At 47.0% G+C, this 16,037-nt stretch carries 15 protein-coding genes and 2 tRNA genes; 5 read left to right on the top strand and 12 right to left on the bottom strand.

Features of this window, described 5'->3' with window-relative positions; all coding sequences use genetic code 11:
- Positions 1-10: 10 nt before the first annotated feature.
- From NBH07_RS02120 to NBH07_RS02105, 4 genes are all read right to left on the bottom strand, one after another.
- The gene (locus NBH07_RS02120) at positions 11-820 is read right to left on the bottom strand and encodes an outer membrane protein assembly factor BamD (protein ID WP_005856750.1); all 810 of its coding nucleotides are present in this window, start codon (positions 818-820) and stop codon (positions 11-13) included.
- A 66-nt stretch (positions 821-886) separates the two neighbouring features.
- A complete protein-coding gene (locus NBH07_RS02115; protein WP_005856748.1) occupies positions 887-1,312 on the bottom strand; it encodes an ACT domain-containing protein in 426 nt (141 codons plus the stop codon).
- 20 nt (positions 1,313-1,332) lie between these two features.
- Positions 1,333-2,634, bottom strand: coding sequence for a phenylacetate--CoA ligase family protein (locus NBH07_RS02110; RefSeq protein WP_156682675.1), 1,302 nt, complete (start codon positions 2,632-2,634; stop codon positions 1,333-1,335).
- Between the two features lie 106 nt (positions 2,635-2,740).
- Entirely contained in the window at positions 2,741-3,550 is an 810-nt protein-coding gene (locus NBH07_RS02105; protein WP_005856744.1) for a 3-keto-disaccharide hydrolase, read from the bottom strand.
- 112 nt (positions 3,551-3,662) lie between these two features.
- Here NBH07_RS02105 and NBH07_RS02100 point away from each other — a divergent pair, with 112 nt between their 5' ends.
- A complete protein-coding gene (locus tag NBH07_RS02100) occupies positions 3,663-4,301 on the top strand; it encodes an HAD family hydrolase (RefSeq protein WP_005856741.1) in 639 nt (212 codons plus the stop codon).
- Between the two features lie 256 nt (positions 4,302-4,557).
- On the opposite strand, the gene NBH07_RS02095 is transcribed toward NBH07_RS02100, so the two are convergent.
- The 6 genes from NBH07_RS02095 to NBH07_RS02070 form a co-directional block, all read right to left on the bottom strand.
- Positions 4,558-5,040: a porin family protein gene (locus NBH07_RS02095; protein WP_008772096.1), complete on the bottom strand. Its 483-nt coding sequence runs from the start codon at positions 5,038-5,040 to the stop codon at positions 4,558-4,560.
- Positions 5,041-5,083: 43 nt separating this feature from the next.
- Positions 5,084-6,724 carry a dipeptidase gene (locus NBH07_RS02090; RefSeq protein ID WP_009017492.1) on the bottom strand — a complete coding sequence of 547 codons (1,641 nt, stop codon included), beginning with the start codon at positions 6,722-6,724 and terminating at the stop codon, positions 5,084-5,086.
- 12 nt (positions 6,725-6,736) lie between these two features.
- Positions 6,737-8,146: a sodium:proton antiporter NhaD gene (gene nhaD / locus NBH07_RS02085; protein WP_005856736.1), complete on the bottom strand. Its 1,410-nt coding sequence runs from the start codon at positions 8,144-8,146 to the stop codon at positions 6,737-6,739.
- A 4-nt stretch (positions 8,147-8,150) separates the two neighbouring features.
- Positions 8,151-8,996 (bottom strand): deoxyribonuclease IV, encoded by an 846-nt coding sequence (gene nfo / locus NBH07_RS02080; RefSeq protein ID WP_005856734.1) that lies wholly within the window; start codon positions 8,994-8,996, stop codon positions 8,151-8,153.
- A gap of 28 nt (positions 8,997-9,024) precedes the next feature.
- The gene (locus NBH07_RS02075) at positions 9,025-9,501 is read right to left on the bottom strand and encodes a PaaI family thioesterase (RefSeq protein WP_009017493.1); all 477 of its coding nucleotides are present in this window, start codon (positions 9,499-9,501) and stop codon (positions 9,025-9,027) included.
- 107 nt (positions 9,502-9,608) lie between these two features.
- On the bottom strand, positions 9,609-10,148 hold the full coding sequence (locus NBH07_RS02070) for a pyruvoyl-dependent arginine decarboxylase (RefSeq protein WP_005856730.1): 540 nt from the start codon (positions 10,146-10,148) through the stop codon (positions 9,609-9,611).
- 196 nt (positions 10,149-10,344) lie between these two features.
- Here NBH07_RS02070 and NBH07_RS02065 point away from each other — a divergent pair, with 196 nt between their 5' ends.
- From NBH07_RS02065 to NBH07_RS02055, 3 genes are all read left to right on the top strand, one after another.
- The gene (locus NBH07_RS02065; protein WP_005856728.1) at positions 10,345-10,992 is read left to right on the top strand and encodes a superoxide dismutase; all 648 of its coding nucleotides are present in this window, start codon (positions 10,345-10,347) and stop codon (positions 10,990-10,992) included.
- Between the two features lie 147 nt (positions 10,993-11,139).
- A tRNA-Thr gene (locus tag NBH07_RS02060) sits at positions 11,140-11,213 on the top strand.
- Between the two features lie 19 nt (positions 11,214-11,232).
- Positions 11,233-11,315: transfer RNA gene (locus tag NBH07_RS02055), tRNA-Tyr, on the top strand.
- A gap of 143 nt (positions 11,316-11,458) precedes the next feature.
- Here NBH07_RS02055 and NBH07_RS02050 read toward each other — a convergent pair.
- Together NBH07_RS02050 and NBH07_RS02045 are read right to left on the bottom strand one after the other, a co-directional pair.
- A complete protein-coding gene (locus tag NBH07_RS02050; protein ID WP_005856726.1) occupies positions 11,459-12,214 on the bottom strand; it encodes a NigD1/NigD2 family lipoprotein in 756 nt (251 codons plus the stop codon).
- A 126-nt stretch (positions 12,215-12,340) separates the two neighbouring features.
- The gene (locus NBH07_RS02045; protein ID WP_005856724.1) at positions 12,341-13,174 is read right to left on the bottom strand and encodes a DUF5032 domain-containing protein; all 834 of its coding nucleotides are present in this window, start codon (positions 13,172-13,174) and stop codon (positions 12,341-12,343) included.
- A gap of 205 nt (positions 13,175-13,379) precedes the next feature.
- Here NBH07_RS02045 and xyl3A point away from each other — a divergent pair, with 205 nt between their 5' ends.
- The gene (gene xyl3A / locus NBH07_RS02040; RefSeq protein ID WP_009275988.1) at positions 13,380-15,986 is read left to right on the top strand and encodes a xylan 1,4-beta-xylosidase; all 2,607 of its coding nucleotides are present in this window, start codon (positions 13,380-13,382) and stop codon (positions 15,984-15,986) included.
- Positions 15,987-16,037 lie beyond the last annotated feature (51 nt).

Genomic DNA, 16,037 nt, shown 5'->3' with positions numbered 1-16,037 from the left:
TTAAATTCGCTTAATATGCATCTGTAATTCGCTTGCTGGCATAGTCGTAGAACTTCGTTACCTGCTTTACGTAGTTACCTTCCGGATACTCGTTCATGTAGTTGTAATACTCGTCAACCACATCCCGGTAACGGCCCTGCAACTTCTCCTCTACGGATACTAGCGCCAACTCGTACTTCGCACGGATGATAAGGAACATGAATTCCTCACGATACTTGGAATACGGGTAATTCTTCAAGGCGTTCTGCGCCGTGATCACGCAAGACTGGAAGTTATTCCCCATATAGGTACCTAGATTGAAATACAAGCGGGTGGCCATCAATTCCTTGTAAGCCAACTTCTCCTGAAGCTCGAACATGATGTTCTGCGCTTCCTCGGCCCGTTCACTTTGCGGATAATACTCCAAATAAAGTTGCAACTGCTCGATCGCCTTATACGTCTGCGACTGGTCTAACCGGGGATCCGGAGAGTCCAGATACAAACCATAACCGGAATAGAAACGGGATAATTCCGTAAACTCCCCTTTCGGATAGGTCGTATAATAGGTCTCGAAGTATTGCGAAGCCGTCTGATAATCTTTCTGACCGTAATAGCTTTGCGCCAACAAGTACAAGGACTCCTCGGCATAAGCTGTTCCTTTAAAGATTGTAACCAGTTCATCCAGCAGAGTAGCGGATTTCGAGTATTGCTTCGCGTTGAAGTATTTCTTCGCGTACGAATATTTCAATTCGTAATCCGTGCTCTTCAGTATCTTATTATACTCTCCACAAGAGGATAATAGTACTGTCATCATCATCAGTAAAAATACAACCTTTTTCATTCACATACTTTTAGCGTGCAAAATTAGTGCTTTTAGGCGAATAAATGAAACCCAAAACGTTAATATTTACAACTTATATAAATCGCTAGCAGCGATCAATTCCAATTTATTCGCTTTCAAAACCTCCGCGCACTTATTGACATCGTCCGGACGGATGATCACGTTAGCAGCGTCGCCTTGAGAAAAAGCGTACATATATTCAATGAAGATCCCGGCCGAGGTAATGATATCCATCGCCTTTGCCAAGGCTCCCGGCTGGTTGGGACAATGCAAGCATACCACGTCGGCCACGCTTACAGCGTATAACTTTTCACGAAGCACGGATATCGCTTTCTCCGTATCGGATACGATTAGGCGAAGGATACCGAAATCGGAATTCTCGGCTACCGTGAAAGCGGACATATTGACCCCTGCCTCCCCTAATATCTTGGCGACTTCCGTAAAACGGCCTTTCTTGTTTTCCAGAAAGATTGATAATTGTTTTATTAACATAGTACTTAATCTTTTAGAGGTTATACTAACTTACGTTTATCGATCACGTGTTTTGCCTTACCCATACTACGTTCGATACTACGCGGCTCCACGATCTTGATGTCCGGTTGCAAACCGATCACGCTCTGCATGCGGGCGGCGATCTTCTTTTTCAAGGCGATCATCTTGTTCATCTCGTCCGAGTAGTATTCTTGGCGAACCTCCACCTGTATCTGGAAGGTATCGGTATTGTTCATACGATCCACCACGATCAGGTAATGCGCCTCAAACTCCGGCAGCTCCAAAATTACGGATTCTACCTGAGACGGGAAAACATTTACGCCACGAATAATCAACATATCGTCACTTCTACCTAAAATACGTCCCATACGAACCGCCGTACGTCCACAGGCGCACTTCTCGTAAGTCAGCGAGGTCAAATCACGTGTACGGTAACGAAGCATCGGCATACCCTCCTTCGTAAGCGTGGTGAAGACCAACTCTCCTACTTGTCCCGGTTCCACCGGTTGTAAGGTATTCGGGTCCACGATCTCCGGGAAGAAATGGTCTTCCCACAGGTGGGTACCGTTCTGGCACTCACACTCGCCACCAACGCCCGGCCCGCAGATTTCCGTCAAGCCATAGATATCGTAAGCTTTGATATTTAGTTTTGTCTCTAATTCCTTACGCATATTCTCCGTCCAAGGCTCGGCACCGAACGCTCCGACACGTAGCTGGAATTCCTCCAAGGGAATACTGGACTGGTGGATGGTCTCCGCCAGATACAAGGCGTACGAGGGCGTACAAGCCAAACCCTTCGCACCGAAGTCGTGCATCAACTGGATTTGTTTCTGGGTATTACCGCTACTCATCGGGATCACCGTACCACCGATATTCTCCACTCCGGCATGGGCACCCAAGCCTCCGGTAAACATTCCGTAACCATAGGATACTTGCACGGAATCGTTCTTTGTCAAACCATAGGCGGTCAGGCAACGAGCCACCACCTCGGCCCAAATACCCAAGTCCTTACGGGTATATCCCACGACGATAGGCTTACCTGTCGTACCGGAAGAGGCATGCAGACGGACGATCTCGGACATCGGCACGGCCATCAAGCCGAAAGGATAGTTATCACGCAAGTCTTGTTTTACCGTGAACGGTAATTTCGTTATATCATCTATTGTCTGTATATCGTCGGGAGCAATGCCCATCTCCTGCATTTTCTTGCGATAAAACGGGGAGTTATGGTAAGCATGTTCAACAACTCTTTTCAACCGTAGGCTCTGTAGTTTCCGCATTTCCTCACGGTCCATACATTCAATAGTTTCGTTCCAAATCATGGTATTTGTCTGTTATCTTTTAAAGTTAGTAGTCTAAATTCGCCGCAAAGTAACAACTTTTTTTAAATCGGTACTCTTTTGTTACGAAAAATTAGTCACGAGGCGATCATTTCAACTCCTTCACCTTGATATTGCGGAACGCTACCTCATCCCCATGATCCTGCAAAAGGATGTGTCCTTTCGGAGCCTCGCCGAAAGCACCACCCGCATTATAAGATGGATCAGCGTATTTACTGCCCTTCACCAAATCACGGAACTCCTTGCTGCCACGCTCGTACTCCAATACCTTCACACCATTCAGCCAGTGCTCTACGTGGTTGTTCGGGAATACCTTCACCACGGCCGTATTCCACTCTCCTACACCGTTGAAATGGATGTTCTCGCTTTTCTTCAGATCATACAAGCTTCCAAGGGTACGACTACCGGGGAAAGTCGTGTAAAGCTTGGCATCCGGGTGCTTAGCGTCATCCAATAGCTGGAACTCCAAGCCGTAAGCGGAGCCTTTTTGCTTCTCTTGCTCGGTCACGAAGTATTTAATACCGCTGTTGGCCCCTTCGGTGATCTTAAAATCCACGCTGAACTCAAAAGCGGAATATTCACCCTCCGTAACGATATCGCCTCCGTTCGTAGACTCGCTACCGTCGGATTTCTGCACGATCAATTCGCCATCTTTCACCATCCATCCGTGATCAGGGAAAGCGTCTTTGTGCGCTCCACGCCAGCCTTTCGTTGTCTTACCATCAAAAAGGAGCGCCCAACCCTCGGCTTTCTCTTGGTCGGTCAATTGATTGATCGCCGGTGTAATTACGGCCATCGGTACTACCTTAGCTGTCTCTTCCGTACTTTGCGTGTTTTTTCCACCGCAGGCGCAAAGGATCATAGCGCTCATGGCGGTACAAATTACTAGTGTCTTCATGTCTTATTTATTTTTAATGTATATAATCAAGCAATGTGTGCGTCCACAAAGATAATTGATTTCATAAAAAATAGACGTATCTTCGCGATATAAATATTAAATGATTATTTATATGAAACAACTAAAGACCGCCTTGTTCGATTTTGACGGCGTAGTAGTAGATACGGAACCTATTTACGATTTATTCTGGAACGATGCCGCTAAACGTTATGGCTTAGGTATCGATAATTTCGCTGATATTATAAAGGGTACGACCCTACCGTATATTCTGGAGAAGTATTTTTCCGGATATACGGAGGAGTTCCGCCAAATGGTGACCAAAGAATCTACAGAGTATGAGAAGACGATGCCCTTGCCTCCCATGCCCGGCTCCATCGAGTTCATCCGTATGCTGAAGGAGCACGGCGTACAGATAGGCTTGGTTACCAGCTCGGATAACGCGAAGGTGAAACGGGCTTTCGGGCTTCTACATCTGGACAATCTATTCGATACCCTAGTGACCGCCGACCGCATCACGCAAGGTAAGCCCGATCCGATGTGTTATCTATTGGCGGCGAAAGACTTGAACGTATCTCCCGAGGATTGTATCGTATTCGAGGATTCTTTCAACGGCATACAGTCCGGGAAGGACGCAGGGATGCGTGTCATCGGGTTAAGTACGACGAATCCGGCGGAATCTTTAAGAGATAAAGTATATGAGGTAATCCCCAATTTCGAGAAAGTCACGTTCGAGGATTATTTGAGATGGTAAGCAATCGAGAAAAAGGAAATGATTATTTCCTTCATTCCTTCACCTACCCCTTTACACACACCCACACACATGTATGCGTACATTAATAATTCGCGTATGCGTATACGTGCGTGTGTGTGTAGGAGCCGGTGAAGGAATGAAGGAATAAAGGAAACGCCTGTACTGGCAATGGGCTACACCAGTATCGGCGAGAGCCGGAAGCAATACTGGTGTAACCCCACGGCAGTACTGCCGTGGGGCTGTGACTATATTGGGATCAGAAACTATATCCTACGCGAACGCCCAGCATGGCCTGATCGAAATCCTTGATGATATTATACTTCACCTCCAATCCTATCGAAAGATTGTCGGTAGCATAAACCTCACCGCCTAAACCGATATTGGCTCCCAGACGAGTCTCGTTATGAGAAAGGCCATGGCCCGCATCCCAATTCCAAAAGGACAGACTAAGCCCCGCTAATGGATAAAAACCGAACATCTCACTTAACTTCACTACATAATGAGCATTCAAGTCGATCGCCCAAGTGCTGTGATTGTCATTCTTTACGAAATAAGTAAGAGACGGGCTCAAACGTACCGCATCCGTGATACAATAGCGGTAATCAACTCCTAACGTGGCATTCTTCGAATCGAATCCATAACCGATGTTAAATCCCACGGCAGATTGTCCTTGCTGCGTCTGCGCATAAGCTCCCAGACTAAAGACTGCTAACATCAGCATCATTACAAACTTTTTCATACGCTTTCTTTCGTTTAGTTCAACATTAGATTATTATTGGTATTTATTTTACTTTCAGTCGATCGCCGGCACTCTTCACGATGCTACGGTAATAGTCCTCGTCATATCCGGGAAAATCGGGAGATGCGGGCTGGCCGTACGGATTACGCTTGAACTGTCCGTTCACCTCTTTCTTCACGTTTCCATCGATGTATTTTACCAGCAAATACTCACCCAATTGCTTCCAGCGGGCGGTAGCGGAGTCTGAATTAGTCGTGCTATACCACGTCAAGAACTTGACAGCCTCCGCCGGGTCCTTGGCATACAACTCCTGAGCCGCCTTATCGATAGCCGGTACGGTCTCTTGATAACCATTCTCCAACTCCTGCTGTACCTTACGGATATCCTGAATCATGAAGCTATATTTGTGGTAAGCCATATTAGCCACCCAGTTATGAATCCAGAAAGCGGAAGTCCAAGAGAAGTTCAGCAAATCGCCGTTTCCCACCCGATAGCACTCCGGAACATCCGTTACCGACGCATATACAGGAGTGAAGACCGCCATATCAGCGTCGTCCACGGCAAACCACAAGATACCACCGATAGCGTCCGGCAACCAGTTACGCATTTGTGGAACAATCACGAAGCCCGTTTGTTGCGTCGCTATGGCACGTTCATTCGTATATTCCTGCCCGTCTACCTCGAACGTCATCGGCCGCCAACGGTAAGGAACCTTATACGAGCCGGCACCGGCATCTTTCGTCATATCCAGATCCGTTCCCTCGTAATGGTCGCGCATGCCATTCTGTACATCTTGAACGGAAAGCTTACGATTCGGCTTGACATACAGAGGCATCGGCTCCTTGGAAGGATCACCCTTGATAAAATCCGTATACCGATCCATCGTGGTATCATATTTACGGAAGAAAGACCATACACGAGCCTCGCATCCACGCAAGGCGCTGAAATCATACGGGCAATAAGCCTTGGCGAAACTGAAATCAGCGTCCTTTCCCTTGAAATATCCTTTCTCACGGGCGAAAGAAACCACATCCGGCGAGTACATGCAATTCTCCTTATCGTCAAACGGTATCTGCTGGATACGGGACTGGTTGGCATGCGCCGAGATACAATCGTCCGGGATGCGGATCGCTACCCAAACGGCACCTTTGTTACCCGGTCCCTTACCGATCATCTCCATCACCCAAGCCTCGTTCTTATCGGCGATAGAGAACGTCTCGCCACTGCTGTAATAGCCATATTCCTTTACTAAGTCCGTCATGACCTTGATCGCCTCACGGGCCGACTTGGAACGTTGCAAAGCGATGTAGATCAAGCTACCGTAATCCATGATACCCGTCGTATCCACCAATTCATGACGTCCGCCGAACGTACTCTCCGTGATAGCCACCTGATGCTCGTTCATGTTACCCACTACGGAATAGGTCTTCTCCACTTGGGCGATCTTGCCCAGCGGTTTCCCCGTATCCCATTCCTTCACTTCCAACATGGCGCCCTTCGGCCATGTAGCGGCGGGCCAACGATACATCTCCCCATACAGGGAATGCGAGTCCGCCGCATAACTAATCATTACCGAACCGTCTGTCGAAGCCTTCTTGCCCACCAACAAACCGGTACAGGCGATAGCCTCCACCCCGGATAACAGGGCGGCGCAAGCAGTTAATAAAATCCAACTCTTCTTCATATAAATAAAGTTTTAAGCAAATAAAAGCATATATACACCGGCGCCGCAACAATAGCCGATCAACGCCAAGATAGAGAACCGTTTCGTATAATACATAAAATCGATCTTCTCCAATCCCATTACCGTAACGCCCGTGGCCGATCCGATGATCAAGATGCTACCACCCGTCACGGCGCAATAAGCCAAGAAGGTCCAGAAACCACCATCCGATACGAAGAACTGGGCATAAGGCGATAAGTCGGCCACCTGCTCCACGATCGGGTACATACCCATCGTAGCGGCGACCAAGGCTACGTTATCCACGCAGGAGGACAAGGCGCCGATCACGAAGCTGATCAGATACGGCTCATGTACATGCTTATCCAAGAAAGCGGACATGATACCCAACTGCCCGGAGGTCTCCAGCGCTCCCACGGCCATCAAGATACCCAAGAAAAAGAAAATCGTAGCCAAATCGATATTCGGCAACAATTGGGAAATACGGAGTTTCTGGGACTCATGCATGTGCAGCTTGCTATACATCAAATCCGTATAGAACCAAAGGATCACCAATCCCAGCAAGACGCCCAAGAACGGCGGCAAGTTCGTCACCATCTGGAAGACAGGCACCAACGCCAAGGAAAGCACGCCGATCACAAAGATCATCCGACGTGAGCGGTTCGGTATCTCTGGTATGTACTCGTCGCCTTGCTCCTCCTCGCTCAACACACGCAAGGTAGATCCTTTCTTGAACAACCAGAAATGGGCGATCGTCAACGGCACCAACATATTAACCAAAGCGGGGATAAATACGTGAGAGATCTGGTGCATCGCCGAGATATTCTTTCCGACCCAAAGCAAGATGGTCGTCACATCACCAATCGGCGACCATGAGCCACCGGCGTTCGCCGCTATAATCACCATACAGGCATATTTCAAACGATCCGTACGATCCGGTACCAGCTTACGCAACACCGCCATGATCACGATAGCGGCCGCCAAGTTATCCAACAAGGCAGAGAAGAAAAAAGTAGCGAAACTTATATACCACAACAGCTTACGTTTATTCGGCGTACGGATATACCCGGTCACGGCCCTAAAACCACCATGCTTATCCACGATATCCACGATCAACATGGAACACATCACGAAGAAAAGCGTCTCGGAGACGTTTCCTAAATGATAAACAATCGCACGGTTCGATATAAAATTAATAAATTGCTCATGCGGGGGCAAGCTGGCCATCTCCGGATTCTGGGTCAAGAACTCTTGAAAGATCGTACTGGAGCGTTCGACGAAAATATTGTAGGCATCGAACATCAATATCATCCACATAGAGATAGCCATGAACAACGCTATGGCCGCTTTATTTATTTTGATCTTATCCTCCAAGGCAATAGCGAGGATTCCTAAGACAAAAATGACAGGCATTAAAATGAACATATAATCAAGATTTTAATTGTTTATATAGAAGCTGTATCTCCTCCGGCCAAAGCGCCTCGTCCGGGGTCTCTAGGATTAAGGGCATATTGTCGAAACGGGGGTCCGCCATGATCATGCGGAAGGTATCAAGGCCCATCAAGCCTTTACCGATACTCTCGTGCCGGTCCACACGCGATCCCAAATCTTTTTTGGAATCGTTCAGATGCATACCTCTTAAATAAGAAAAGCCGATCACCTCGTCGAAATGACGGAATGTCTCGGCAAACCCCTCCGGTGTCTTTATATCGTAACCGGCGGCAAGCGTGTGCGCCGTATCGAGGCATACTCCTACCCGGCTCTTATCCTCTACCTCATTTATAATATAGGCGATCTGCTCGAAGGTATATCCCAAGTTCGAGCCTTGCCCCGCCGTATTCTCTATCACGGCACATACGCCACTCGTCTGAGCCAACGTGATATTGATCGACTCGGCGATGCGAGACAGGCAGGTATCCACCTCCATCTTCCCCAAATGGCTTCCGGGATGGAAATTCAGCATTTTCAGTCCCAGTTGCTCGCAGCGTGTCATCTCGTCCAGAAAAGCGTCACGGGATTTCTGCAATCCCTCGGCGTCTGGGTTCCCCAGATTGATCAAATAGCTATCGTGCGGCAAGATACATCCCGGATCGTAACCGTACGCTTCACACCGCTCCTTAAATAAATGGATACTGTCCGCCTTCAACGGCTGCGACTTCCATTGCCTCTGATTCCGGGTGAAAAGGGCAAAAGCCTTCGCACCGATCTCATGGGCATTAACGGGGGCATTCTCAACCCCACCGACCGCACTCACGTGAGCCCCAACATACTTCATAATAACCTAACTTTTCTTTTTATTTATACTAATGTTCATCCTCAGTCTTACACCCGCAAAAACCAAACTCCTCCATCGCACGTTCTTGCGGGGTGATGAAATAAACCATCTCGGCACGGGTACACAACTCATTCGCCGAGTTATAGATCTCGGTCTCTATGAAGATGGCGTTCCGTTTCCGGTCTGTCATCCGTCCCCGTATCGTCAGTTGGGGCTCGTCCGTAGAGATACTCTCCATAAACTTGGCATCGAGGCGTGAGGTCACCCCGGAGGTCTGCAACTTCCTCAAGACCACCCAGCCGGCCAACTCATCCATCAGCGTAGTCTGTATACCTCCGTGCAACGTACGCAGCCATCCTTGGTAAGTACCTTGAGGCTTCCAGAACGCCACGATATCGTCACCATCCTCAAAAAACTCCATATGCAGCCCCAGCGGATTGTTCGGAGCGCAACCGAAACACATATAACCGTCCAGCCCTTCCCACGGATTAATTATCTTTTTCATATCACGAAAACAATATTTATATGTTTTTTGTTGCTCAAAGTTAACAAAAAAGCCGGCTCTTGAAAGGAACCGGCTCTATAAATATCACAAAAAATACTCAACACGACTTATTCCTCGATCTCCGGTTGAAGGAAATCCACGAAGCAAAGGGCGGCCAACGCCGTTCCATAGCGTTTCTCGATCGTAATTCCCTCGGTGATAAAGTTAAGCTCTCCAAGATAATACTTCCCATACGTCTTCTGATGAAGATCGTTAATAACACGGATCAGACGAGACTCAAGCTCCTCGATGCGGTAACGTCCGCTGACCTCACACACAAGGCCACCAACCTTCTCATCAAAGTTCTCATCCTTATACATCCATGCGTAAACCACACCAGCAGACACGAACTCATCCTGATATCCATGGGATACAGCCATGATCGTTTTCATTTCCGAACCAAATGGAGGAAGGTCTAGTTCATCCATGGTTGCCAGATGTGCCGTAGCGGGTATCACCGACGAATACGTCATGATATTAAAATCAGAGATACCGGCGTCATAAAGAGCCATGTGGTAAGAACCAGCGTGTTTCTCCAAGTCTGATTCGCCACTTCCTTTTGTAATAAAAAAGGTGTTTGGAATTAAATTCCCAACTTTCTTTACCATCTACAAATATGTTTTACTTATTAATAAAAGCTTAAGAGCGCACAAAAATAGAAACTTTTGCGATATATAACACATAGTTTTCCCTATAAAACTTTAGCCGCAAACATATTTTCACTAAAAAACCATCACCGAACCCAGAACTTTCATCCCCTCGGCTCTGTTTATATAGTAAATCAACATAAAAAACTAGAAGACAATGCTTACATTATGTTTAAGTTTATTATTAATGATCACAAATAGTCAAATAACAGATAAAAAAGAAGAAGTTATGAAATTCGAGTTAATCCAGTTACCGTACGCAAACGACGGTTTAGAACCAGTTATCAGCAAACAAACAATTGATTTCCATTACGGAAAACATTTATTGAACTATGTAAATACCCTTAATAAGCTGATTGAGGGCACGAAATTCGAGAACGCTCCGCTGGAGCAGATCGTTCGTGAGTCTGACGGAGCCATTTTCAACAATGCCGGCCAAGTATTGAATCACAATCTATATTTTACCCAATTCTCCCCGAACGGAGGTGGCGAACCTACGGGTAAGCTAGCCGAGGCTATCAAGTCTACGTGGGGATCGTTCGAGAACTTCCAGAAAGAGTTCGTGGCCGCCGGTACAGGCTTGTTCGGCTCAGGATGGGTATGGTTGGCTAAAGATAAAGACGGCAAACTTTCAATTACCAAAGAACCCAACGGTAGTAACCCGGTCGTTAAGGGATTGACTCCGATCATGGGATTCGATGTATGGGAGCATTCTTACTATCTGGATTACCAGAACCGCCGTGCGGATCATTTGAACGCATTGTGGAGGATTATCGACTGGGAAACCGTTGGTAAGAGATATTGATTTAATTTGATGTAAGTTACGTGTAGAGAAGAGCCGCCCGAGAGTTTTCCCGGACGGTTTTTTTCGTTCCCTTTTGAAAAAAATGCCTCCAGCTATTGCATCGTAAGATATTATTACTACCTTTGCACCCGCAAACGAATAACAGATGCCTCTTTAGCTCAGTTGGCCAGAGCACGTGATTTGTAATCTCGGGGTCGTTGGTTCGAATCCGACAAGAGGCTCAAGAAAACATATTGGAATGGGCAGTTACCAGAGTGGCCAAATGGGGCTGACTGTAACTCAGCTGGCTTTCGCCTTCGGTGGTTCGAATCCATCACTGCCCACGAATAAAAAGGACTCTTCTTAGAGTCCTTTTTTGTTTCTATCCATAAAAAAAGTCCTTCCCTATCACTAGGAAAGAACTTTCAAAAAGCAAGGGAGATTCACTCCCTGCCAAATCCCCATCTATTTAAACGATCAAACCGACCTATTTCAAATTTAAGGCGCTTCTCTCGGCAGCTATAGATGCTTTTGCCGGAGTAGACTTGCGGGAACAATAATTGAATTCCACAGACTTATCGCCATCGAATGACTTCCATTTTAATTTCAACTTAACCGTCTTACCATTCGTATCCGGAAGGCTATCCAATTTAAAAGCGACCAGTCCATCCGCATATGCGCCATATACATCGCCATAAGCGTTATGGCGGAACTCTACCTCATAAGGATTCTCCGGGTCCTTGCCTGTCAGTAGGTTTACAAAATGAGCCTTATTGCGGTCTCCCCAGATCGTCCTGAAACGGAGTGTCAGATATCCGTCCTCGGCGATGGTAACCCAATCGTTCACGATCTCCACAGGGTCGGAGCCATAGATCGAATCGTTGCTAGTCACCCCCAAATCCGGAGCGATTGGTTTTGTAAGGATACTGTCGATCCAATTAATATTTACGGCCTTGCTGTAAATTCCGCTAGACTCGTTCGTCTCGTCAAAATTCACCAACGCTCTCACCTCCTTCTGCCCGAAGGGAGAAGAGGTCATATTGACAGGCAACAAGGTCGTGCTATCATCCAATTGAAGAAAATATGAACCATCATCGACCGGCTTAACCGTCACCAACGCATTCGGCAACACTTTACTGTAAGGATAATCATCATCATCGTCCAAGCAAGATTGAAACCCCATAAAACAAGTAGCCGCCATTACACCTACAACTAATTTCCTAAAATTAAAGAATCCGTTCATAATACTTCCTTTCTAAGTTTATCAATTAAACTAATCAACCTTTTAATTCTATAAAATTAGAAATGCGTTTTAGGGCGGAAATGCTGCATATGTGTATGTTAATTAAACCAAACAAGGCATGTCTCCTTACTTCACGGCGAAATTATACTCGAAAGTATACTTATAAGAGCTTGCGGTTCCTCCGTCATTCTCATCGATAGTCATACCCGTTATATAATCTCCCACGGTGGTATAGGTGTATTTGTACTCAGCTTTCACCTCGCTCTGGTTAGGGATCGTATAGGTGTAGGCACGGATCGGAAGATTCCGGTTTTGGATACCATATAACAAATTCAGAGGTGTTACAGACTCAAAGCCAACCGGCGAGAAAGAACCGATCACTCGCAGAGGGAAGTTCTTAGGAGCCTCCGCCACGCTATACTCGTACCTCATCTCCCGGCTATCCAATGACTGGGCATATAGAACCACGTTGCCGTTCTCCCATGTATATTTCTCGTACTCCGGATAACTTCTCTCCTCGTATCCCGTCCCAAACTCTTTCGGCCAACGGGCATTCCAAGAAGTCAACACCCAATTCGAGCCTGAATAACGATAGGAATATTCATCGCTTACATAGATCTCGTTGCTGGCGTATGGATTCTCTTGAGAGATCTTCTTACTTGTAATTACATTTCCGCTTAACGTATATTCCTCTATAACCTCACCGGAATGAATGCCTGTGACAGAGAATTTACCATCCGAATAAATGAACAATAACTTATCCACTCCCAAATTTATATTTGAGATCTTGCCATCGCTCGTATAATTGATATCAGCGGTAAAAAGCGGGCTTGAAGCTCCGTCTTTATAACAAGAAACTTTCGTTAGCTTATTCAATTCCGGAACAACGGGATCGTCATCGTCTCCGCAGGCCGTCAGGCTAGCGGCCCCTATTAGTAACAAAAATAGATACTTCTTCATCATTCTTTCGTGTTTTAATCTGTTACGGCAAAAATAGGGCTTTTAAATGAATAACCACTAAAGTAACCTATTTTAAGTGTTCCTGTTTGAAAAAATGCTTCTAAAATCGTAGTTTTGCTCCATCAATATCAAAGATAACGATCTATCTTAAAATAGTTTACAATAAGTAATAATGTAAGATAAACAATATCTAAAATTTAATAACATGAAAATGAAACAACTGACAGTAGCGATGATCACCCTCCTACTCACCGCCTCTTGTAGTGAAAAACAACAAGATTACCCTTTCCGGAATCCGGATCTTCCCTTGGAAGAACGTATCGACGACTTACTATCCCGACTGACACCGGAGGAGAAAATCGGCCAAATGATGAACGTAACCCCCGCCATCGAGCGTTTGGGAATCCCGACTTACGACTGGTGGAACGAGGCTCTTCACGGCGTGGCTCGTGCCGGACGTGCGACCGTATTCCCGCAAGCGATCGCCATGGCGGCTACCTTCGATGATAACGCCGTTCACGAGACCTTCACGATGGTCAGCGATGAGGCCCGTGCCAAATACCATCAATACCAAAAGGACAAGGAGTACGACCGTTACAAAGGTCTTACTTTCTGGACCCCGAATATCAATATCTTTCGTGACCCTCGCTGGGGACGGGGTATGGAAACTTATGGAGAGGACCCTTACTTGACCGAGAAGATGGGTGTAGCCGTAACCCGTGGATTGCAAGGTGATGATCCGAATTATTACAAGACACACGCTTGCGCCAAGCATTACGCCGTACACAGCGGTCCGGAATGGAACCGTCATGAGTTTGACGTAGAGGCTACTCCTCGTGATCTGTACGAGACGTATCTTCCAGCTTTCGAGGCATTGGTTAAGGAGGGCGATGTACAAGAGGTAATGTGCGCCTATAACCGTTTTGAGGGCAAACCTTGCTGTAGCAGCGACAAATTATTGATCGATATCTTGCGTAATAGCTGGGGATACGACAATATCATCCTCTCCGACTGCGGTGCTATCGATGATTTCTGGAGAAAAGACAAAAATACGCCTCGCCATGAGACGCACCCGGACGCTGAGAGCGCATCCGCCGACGCCGTATTGAACGGTACCGACCTAGAATGTGGCGGTAGCTACCGTGCGCTAAACAAAGCCTTGGCCGACGGTAAGATCTCGGAGAAAGATCTGGACGTATCCTTACGCCGCCTGCTGAAAGGTCGCTTCGAGCTAGGTATGTTCGATCCGGACGAGCGGGTTCCTTATTCTAAAATACCTTACAGCGTAGTCGAGAGCCCGGAGCATATCGCCAAGGCACTGGATATGGCACGTAAAAGTATCGTTTTGTTGAAGAACAAGAATAATATGCTTCCTCTGGACAAGAATATCAAGAAGATCGCCGTAGTCGGACCGAACGCAGCGGACTCGACCATGCTATGGGCCAACTACAACGGCTTCCCGACCAAGACCGTCACGATCGTGGAAGGTATCCGCAATAAAGTCCCGAACGCAGAGGTTATCTACGAGCTGGGTTGCAACCATACCGCCGATTTTGTCGTGACAGACCTAGGTAGCCACGTATCTTCCACGGCGGGACAAGGCTTCGCCTCCGAATTCTTCAACAATACCGAGTTCGAGGGTACCCCCGCCTACAAGGGATTAGCGAAAGAGCTTCATTATACCACCGGAGGTAACACCCAATTCGCCCCGAACGTGAACTTGACGAATTTCACGGCTCGCTTTACGGGTGAATTCGAGTCTCCGATAGATGGTCCTGTCGAGTTCAAACTATCCGGAAACGACGCATTCCGCCTGTATATCGATACGGCTAAAGTCGCCGAGGTATGGGAAAACGAATATGGAGCGGAAAAACTCTATACGCTAAACGCTAAGAAAGGTGAGAAATATCCCATAAAGATCGAATATATGCAACGCACGGGTAGCGCTGACCTGAACTTTACGGTAGGCGTACGCACACCCGTAGATTTCCAAGCTACGGCCAGCAAGGTTAAAGACGCTGATGTCATCGTATTCGTAGGTGGTATCTCTCCACGTCTGGAAGGTGAGGAAATGCCAGTAGATGCTGAAGGTTTCCGGAAAGGCGACCGCACGAATATCGAGATCCCGGCCGTACAGAAGGAAATGGTCAAAGCCTTGGTAGCCACCGGAAAGCCTGTGGTATACGTGGTATGTACGGGTAGCGCATTGGCATTGAACTGGGAGAACGATCATGTAAACGCTATCTTGAACGCTTGGTATGGCGGACAAGAAGGTGGAACAGCCGTGGCCGACGTTTTATTCGGAGACTATAACCCGGCCGGACGCTTGCCGATCACGTTCTATAAATCCGTAGACCAGCTTCCGGACTTCCAAGATTACAGCATGAAGGGCCGTACCTATCGTTACATGACGCAGACTCCGCTTTATCCGTTCGGTTATGGCTTGAGCTATACAACATTCGATTATAAGAACGCTAAGTTGTCAAAGGATAAGATCGCTTCCAACGAATCGGTTACCCTCTCCTTCGATATCGCCAATACAGGCAAGATGGATGGTGACGAGGTCGCTCAGATCTACATCAAGAACCCGAACGATCCTGCCGGACCGCTAAAAGCGATGAAAGCATTCAAACGTGTGAACGTGAAGGCTGGCAGCGAACAACCGGTTAGCATCCAATTGGAACCGAAAGCTTTCCAATCCTTCAATGACAATACACAGACCATGGAGGTTCGCCCGGGTAAATACCAAATCCTATATGGAGGTTCATCAGACGATAAGACACTGAAGAAGATCGATTTAGTGATTGAATAAAAACACTATTGTATTCACGGCTGAACACAATAGTATTCATAGAAAAACACA

The organism is Parabacteroides sp. B2-S-102, from assembly GCF_023656665.1.
Classification (GTDB): Bacteria; Bacteroidota; Bacteroidia; order Bacteroidales; family Tannerellaceae; genus Parabacteroides; species Parabacteroides distasonis.
Note: the sequence above shows the minus strand (reverse complement) of the source record. Positions and strands in the feature narration are given on the sequence as shown.

What these genes read in the sequence shown, in the direction of transcription:
- xyl3A (WP_009275988.1), top strand. Translation starts at nt 13,380, where the DNA reads ATGAAAATGAAACAACTGACAGTAGCGATGATCACCCTCCTACTCACC.
- nfo (WP_005856734.1), bottom strand. Translation starts at nt 8,996, where the DNA reads ATGAAGTATGTTGGGGCTCACGTGAGTGCGGTCGGTGGGGTTGAGAAT.
- nhaD (WP_005856736.1), bottom strand. Translation starts at nt 8,146, where the DNA reads ATGTTCATTTTAATGCCTGTCATTTTTGTCTTAGGAATCCTCGCTATT.
- NBH07_RS02090 (WP_009017492.1), bottom strand. Translation starts at nt 6,724, where the DNA reads ATGAAGAAGAGTTGGATTTTATTAACTGCTTGCGCCGCCCTGTTATCC.
- NBH07_RS02100 (WP_005856741.1), top strand. Translation starts at nt 3,663, where the DNA reads ATGAAACAACTAAAGACCGCCTTGTTCGATTTTGACGGCGTAGTAGTA.
- NBH07_RS02095 (WP_008772096.1), bottom strand. Translation starts at nt 5,040, where the DNA reads ATGAAAAAGTTTGTAATGATGCTGATGTTAGCAGTCTTTAGTCTGGGA.
- NBH07_RS02045 (WP_005856724.1), bottom strand. Translation starts at nt 13,174, where the DNA reads ATGAAGAAGTATCTATTTTTGTTACTAATAGGGGCCGCTAGCCTGACG.
- NBH07_RS02105 (WP_005856744.1), bottom strand. Translation starts at nt 3,550, where the DNA reads ATGAAGACACTAGTAATTTGTACCGCCATGAGCGCTATGATCCTTTGC.
- NBH07_RS02120 (WP_005856750.1), bottom strand. Translation starts at nt 820, where the DNA reads ATGAAAAAGGTTGTATTTTTACTGATGATGATGACAGTACTATTATCC.
- NBH07_RS02065 (WP_005856728.1), top strand. Translation starts at nt 10,345, where the DNA reads ATGCTTACATTATGTTTAAGTTTATTATTAATGATCACAAATAGTCAA.
- NBH07_RS02075 (WP_009017493.1), bottom strand. Translation starts at nt 9,501, where the DNA reads ATGAAAAAGATAATTAATCCGTGGGAAGGGCTGGACGGTTATATGTGT.
- NBH07_RS02050 (WP_005856726.1), bottom strand. Translation starts at nt 12,214, where the DNA reads ATGAACGGATTCTTTAATTTTAGGAAATTAGTTGTAGGTGTAATGGCG.
- NBH07_RS02115 (WP_005856748.1), bottom strand. Translation starts at nt 1,312, where the DNA reads ATGTTAATAAAACAATTATCAATCTTTCTGGAAAACAAGAAAGGCCGT.
- NBH07_RS02110 (WP_156682675.1), bottom strand. Translation starts at nt 2,634, where the DNA reads ATGATTTGGAACGAAACTATTGAATGTATGGACCGTGAGGAAATGCGG.
- NBH07_RS02070 (WP_005856730.1), bottom strand. Translation starts at nt 10,148, where the DNA reads ATGGTAAAGAAAGTTGGGAATTTAATTCCAAACACCTTTTTTATTACA.